The organism is Flavobacterium sp. PL002 (assembly GCF_054165825.1).
Genome location: NZ_CM135110.1, coordinates 2,683,841 through 2,690,000 on the forward strand (window position 1 = coordinate 2,683,841; position 6,160 = coordinate 2,690,000).

The window sequence follows — 6,160 nt, forward strand, 5'->3', positions numbered from 1 at the left end:
TCATTTCCCCTTCGGGGGTTAGGTGGATTATTTCTTCTTCTTAGGAGCAATGAACATAATCATTCTCTTTCCTTCAAGAACTGGCATCGCTTCCACTTTACCAAACTCCTCTAGATCTGTAGCTAATCTTAATAATAAAATTTGACCTTGATCTTTATAGATAATAGAACGTCCTTTAAAGAATACAAATGCTTTTAATTTAGCACCTTCTTTTAAGAACTTTTCAGCATTCTTTCTCTTAAATTCATAATCGTGCTCATCTGTTTGAGGACCAAAACGAATTTCTTTCACAGTTACCTGTGTAGATTTTGCTTTTAAGACTTTATCACGTTTCTTTTGTTCGTAAACAAATTTCTTGTAATCCATAATCTTACACACTGGCGGCTCAGCATTGGGTGAAATTTCAACTAAATCTAGTTCAAATTGATCCGCTAAACGCAAAGCTTCTGAAAGTTTAAAAACTCCAGGCTCTATGTTTTCACCTACAAGACGTACCTCTTGTATACCACGAATATGATTATTTATTCTGTGGGCATCCTTTTTTTCTACGCGAGGTTGGTAACCTCTGTTGCTTCTTATTGCTATGACTTTATAATTTAAGTTAAACTGTAAATACTTTTAATGTTTTTTTAATCTCTGCATCAATAATTGCAGCAAATTCTTCTATTGTAATGGTACTATTTCCTTTTCCTTCTTGTCCATGACGGCGTATAGAGATCGTACCGTTTTTCTCTTCTTCCTCACCTACAATTAGCATAAAAGGAATTTTTTGCATTTCTGCATCTCTAATCTTTTTACCAATTGTTTCGTTTCGGTTGTCTACGATTGCGCGAATTTCGTGATTTTCTAGCAAATCTAAAACTTTTTTGGCATATATTTCATATTTCTCACTTAAAGACAAGATTATAGCCTGTTCTGGCATTAGCCATAGCGGGAAATTTCCTGCAGTATGCTCTAGTAAGATAGCTATAAATCGCTCCATAGATCCAAATGGTGCTCTGTGGATCATTACAGGTCTGTGTAATTCATTGTCTGATCCTTTGTATGTCAAATCAAAACGTTCAGGTAAATTGTAATCCACCTGAATTGTTCCCAGTTGCCATTGTCTTCCCAGGGCATCTTTAACCATGAAATCTAATTTAGGACCGTAAAATGCAGCTTCTCCATACTCTATTACGGTTTTTAAACCCTTGTCTGCAGCAGCATTAATAATAGCATTCTCTGCTTTCTCCCAGTTTTCATCACTTCCTATGTATTTTTCTCTGTCTTCCTTGTCTCTCAATGAGATTTGAGCTGTAAAGTTTTCAAAACCTAAGGAGCCAAATACATAAAGTACCAGGTCAATAACTTTTTTAAACTCTTCATCCAGTTGCTCTGGAGTACAAAAAATATGAGCATCATCCTGAGTAAAACCACGAACACGAGTTAAGCCATGTAGTTCTCCACTTTGTTCGTAACGGTATACTGTACCAAATTCAGCGTAACGCTTTGGTAAATCCTTGTATGACCAAGGTCTTACATTATAAATTTCACAGTGGTGCGGACAGTTCATCGGTTTCAATAAAAACTCTTCTCCTTCATTAGGAGTGGATATTGGTTGAAAGCTATCAGCCCCATATTTTGCGTAATGACCAGAAGTAACATAAAGTTCCTTGTGACCTATATGTGGAGTAACAACTTGCTCGTAACCTGCTTTTTTTTGCGCTTTCTTCAAGAATTGCTCTAAGCGCTCTCTCAATGCAGCTCCTTTAGGTAACCATAATGGTAAGCCTGCTCCAACTTTTTGAGAAAAAGCAAACAATTCTAATTCCTTACCTAATTTTCTATGGTCTCTACATTTTGCTTCTTCCAGCAAAAGTAAATATTCAGTTAAGTCTTTCTGTTTAGGGAATGATGTTCCGTAAACACGAGTCAATTGCTTGTTTTTTTCATCACCTCTCCAGTAAGCACCAGCAACGCTCATTACTTTCATGGCTTTAATGATCCCTGTATTCGGAATATGTCCACCGCGACATAAATCAGTAAAAGTATCGTGATCGCAAAACGTAATCGTTCCGTCTTCAAGATTAGTAATCATCTCAGTTTTGTAAACATTGTCTTTGTATAATTCTAAAGCTTCTGCCTTAGTTACAGGGCGCAATTTAAATTCATGCTTTCCTCTTGATATTTCAAGAACACGATCTTCAATTTTCTTAAAGTCTGCTTCTGTAATTTTATGATCTTCAAAATCTACATCGTAATAAAATCCATTAGCAATTGCAGGTCCAAGAGTCAATTTAATACCAGGGTACATTTCTTCAAGAACTTGTGCCATGACGTGCGAAGTTGAATGCCAAAAAGCTTTCTTACCACCTTCGTCATTCCATGTAAATAATATAAGACTACCATCCGTTGTCAAAGGAGTGCTTGTTTCAACGGTCGTCCCGTTAAATGATGCCGAAATTACATTTCTAGCAAAACCTTCGCTAATACTTTTAGCAACATCCATCGGAGTAACGTCTTGTGCATACTCTCTAACTGACCCATCGGGCAAAGTAATCTTAATCATTGTTTGTTAATTTAAGAATGCAAATATAAACCATTACAAAAACACATCCAATATATATGTTAGGATTGTTTCATTATTATTTAGCTTAGTCCATAAAGAGTAAATTAATCCGTACCTATATATAAGGATAGTTCAATAATAAATTTCAGGAGCTATTTCCTGCTCTCCGCTGTATCTCTAGTGGCGAACCCCGCCACTAGAGGATGCCGCTGCTATCAGGGCTAATGCAGTAGAGTAGGAGATATGATTTTGATAGCTATATATAAGGAGTAAGGGATTGATCCGTACTTTTTCATTTACAAATCGAAGAAATCCCATTGTTTAAGGAGTTGGGCAACTTTATATGGCGCTCCTAATCCAAGAGCAGCTATAGAAAAGCTTTTACGAGCAAATACATTTAAAAAAAGCGCTGAAGACGGCGGCTACAGAATAAAAGGAGCGCTAATAATATAGACAATTCCTACAATTATTTAAAACTTTAAAAAAGAGTAATTCACAAAGTTTGCATTTCCAGTGAGTTAAAGCTAGGGCTGAACAAATGTCAAAAATAAGTGATTTAAAAGTATTGTTTAACGGAAAAGACTCACTACTTTTGCACCCGCAACAGCGAATAAGTTCTTTACATTATGGCAAGCAAAACGGAATAAGTTGAAAATTTATTTTCAGATTATTTCAAAAAAAGCTTGTGAGAAATAAAAGAGTTTATTACTTTTGCACCCGCTTCGGGAAACACGAAAAGTGAATAACGAGGTTAAAAAAGATAAGAACACGTTCCTAGACATATTGAATTGACAGCCGTTTTAACAGAGATGTTAGAACAAAAGAATAAGAGTAATAGAATAGATAGATTAGAGTATAACCAATAGATCTTCAGTCAAAAATAAATAGCTTAGTAATAAGCAAATAATATACGATGAAGAGTTTGATCCTGGCTCAGGATGAACGCTAGCGGCAGGCTTAACACATGCAAGTCGAGGGGTAGTTATCTTCGGATAATGAGACCGGCGCACGGGTGCGTAACGCGTATGCAATCTACCTTTCACAGAGGGATAGCCCAGAGAAATTTGGATTAATACCTCATAGTATAGTAGTCTCGCATGAGACCACTATTAAAGATTTATCGGTGAAAGATGAGCATGCGTCCCATTAGTTAGTTGGTAAGGTAACGGCTTACCAAGACTACGATGGGTAGGGGTCCTGAGAGGGAGATCCCCCACACTGGTACTGAGACACGGACCAGACTCCTACGGGAGGCAGCAGTGAGGAATATTGGACAATGGGCGCAAGCCTGATCCAGCCATGCCGCGTGCAGGATGACGGTCCTATGGATTGTAAACTGCTTTTATACAGGAAGAAACACTGGTTCGTGAACCAGCTTGACGGTACTGTAAGAATAAGGATCGGCTAACTCCGTGCCAGCAGCCGCGGTAATACGGAGGATCCAAGCGTTATCCGGAATCATTGGGTTTAAAGGGTCCGTAGGCGGTCAGATAAGTCAGTGGTGAAAGCCCATCGCTCAACGGTGGAACGGCCATTGATACTGTCTGACTTGAATTATTAGGAAGTAACTAGAATATGTAGTGTAGCGGTGAAATGCTTAGAGATTACATGGAATACCAATTGCGAAGGCAGGTTACTACTAATATATTGACGCTGATGGACGAAAGCGTGGGTAGCGAACAGGATTAGATACCCTGGTAGTCCACGCCGTAAACGATGGATACTAGCTGTTGGGAGCAATCTCAGTGGCTAAGCGAAAGTGATAAGTATCCCACCTGGGGAGTACGAACGCAAGTTTGAAACTCAAAGGAATTGACGGGGGCCCGCACAAGCGGTGGAGCATGTGGTTTAATTCGATGATACGCGAGGAACCTTACCAAGGCTTAAATGTAGATTGACCGGTTTGGAAACAGACTTTTCGCAAGACAATTTACAAGGTGCTGCATGGTTGTCGTCAGCTCGTGCCGTGAGGTGTCAGGTTAAGTCCTATAACGAGCGCAACCCCTGTTGTTAGTTGCCAGCGAGTCATGTCGGGAACTCTAACAAGACTGCCAGTGTAAACTGTGAGGAAGGTGGGGATGACGTCAAATCATCACGGCCCTTACGCCTTGGGCTACACACGTGCTACAATGGACGGTACAGAGAGCAGCCACTGGGCAACCAGGAGCGAATCTACAAAACCGTTCTCAGTTCGGATCGGAGTCTGCAACTCGACTCCGTGAAGCTGGAATCGCTAGTAATCGGATATCAGCCATGATCCGGTGAATACGTTCCCGGGCCTTGTACACACCGCCCGTCAAGCCATGGAAGCTGGGGGTGCCTGAAGTCGGTGACCGCAAGGAGCTGCCTAGGGTAAAACTGGTAACTAGGGCTAAGTCGTAACAAGGTAGCCGTACCGGAAGGTGCGGCTGGAACACCTCCTTTCTAGAGCCTTAGTGTTAGCTAAGTATTGTTTTTTAATGAATAGGTATTTATATTTAAGAATTAAGGATTAAGAAAAGCACGGTAGGGAAAGAGACGAAAAGAGACATTGGGGTCTGATTTAGAAGCTTTATTACTCTTGCTGTTAATTTAAAGAAATTGAATAAAAAATAATTTAAGAATAAGAGTGTCTCGTAGCTCAGCTGGTTAGAGTACTACACTGATAATGTAGGGGTCGACAGTTCGAGTCTGTCCGAGACAACTATTTAAACTTAAAGGAAATTCTAGAGTTGAAAAGCAACAAAATTAGTGCTAGTCACTAATTACTGTTCACTAGTCGCTCAAAAATGGGGGATTAGCTCAGCTGGCTAGAGCGCCTGCCTTGCACGCAGGAGGTCAACGGTTCGACTCCGTTATTCTCCACAAATCCCCTCCTAACCTCCCCAAAGGGGAGGAACCCAGAGCAATCGGCTCTCCCCCTTCGGGGGAGTTGGAGGGGGATTAAAGTTCATTGACATATTGAGATAAGAAAAATATTAAAAGTAGAAAGCGTTTTTTACTAGAGATAGTAAAATACAAGAAAAAACGGTCTTAATTAATTTTAAGATTGGTACAATAAGCAAAATAAGGGCGTATGGGGGATGCCTTGGCTCTCAGAGGCGATGAAAGGCGTGATAAGCTGCGAAAAGTTACGGGGACAAGCACACATTGATTGATCCGTAAATACCTGAATGGGGCAACCCACTAGATTGAAGATCTAGTACACCTTCGGGTGGGCAAACCCGCTGAACTGAAACATCTAAGTAGGCGGAGGAGAAGAAAACAAAAGTGATTCCGTAAGTAGTGGCGAGCGAACGCGGATTAGCCCAAACCAATGTTGTTACGGCAATGTTGGGGTTGTAGGACCACGTTATTTGTTGCGGATAGAATTAGAATTTACTGGAAAGTAAAGCCAAAGAAGGTGATAGCCCTGTATAAGTAATAGAAGATAACAATAGTGGTATCCTGAGTAGGGCGGGACACGAGAAATCCTGTCTGAATTTGGCGGGACCATCCGCTAAGGCTAAATACTCCTGAGAGACCGATAGTGAACCAGTACCGTGAGGGAAAGGTGAAAAGAACCGTGAATAACGGAGTGAAATAGATCCTGAAACCATACGCTTACAAGCGGTCGGAGCCCTTTAGTGGGGT

The 6,160-nt window shown here is 40.4% G+C and carries 2 protein-coding genes, 2 tRNA genes and 2 rRNA genes (1 of these 6 only partly in view); 4 read left to right on the top strand and 2 right to left on the bottom strand.

The features are described 5' to 3' along the window. Nucleotides 1–27: 27 nt before the first annotated feature. Both infC and thrS read right to left on the bottom strand, forming a co-directional pair. Entirely contained in the window at nucleotides 28–585 is a 558-nt protein-coding gene (gene infC / locus ACVEGE_RS11740; protein WP_370566944.1) for a translation initiation factor IF-3, read from the bottom strand. 16 nt (nucleotides 586–601) lie between these two features. After that, nucleotides 602–2,548: a threonine--tRNA ligase gene (thrS, locus tag ACVEGE_RS11745; RefSeq protein WP_192500069.1), complete on the bottom strand. Its 1,947-nt coding sequence runs from the start codon at nucleotides 2,546–2,548 to the stop codon at nucleotides 602–604. A 910-nt stretch (nucleotides 2,549–3,458) separates the two neighbouring features. On the opposite strand from thrS, the gene ACVEGE_RS11750 reads away from it, so the two are divergent. The 4 genes from ACVEGE_RS11750 to ACVEGE_RS11765 form a co-directional block, all read left to right on the top strand. After that, a 16S ribosomal RNA gene (locus ACVEGE_RS11750) occupies nucleotides 3,459–4,972 on the top strand. A 185-nt stretch (nucleotides 4,973–5,157) separates the two neighbouring features. Beyond that, nucleotides 5,158–5,231, top strand: a tRNA-Ile gene (locus ACVEGE_RS11755). Nucleotides 5,232–5,318: 87 nt separating this feature from the next. Beyond that, nucleotides 5,319–5,392, top strand: a tRNA-Ala gene (locus tag ACVEGE_RS11760). 190 nt (nucleotides 5,393–5,582) lie between these two features. Further along, nucleotides 5,583–6,160, top strand: a 23S ribosomal RNA gene (locus ACVEGE_RS11765) (it continues 2,307 nt past the right edge of the window). Together the 16S and 23S rRNA genes with 2 tRNA genes alongside form the textbook arrangement of a ribosomal RNA operon.

Bases quoted from the DNA above. Each gene is read 5' to 3' on its own strand.
- thrS (WP_192500069.1), bottom strand. From the start codon at position 2,548: ATGATTAAGATTACTTTGCCCGATGGGTCAGTTAGAGAGTATGCACAA.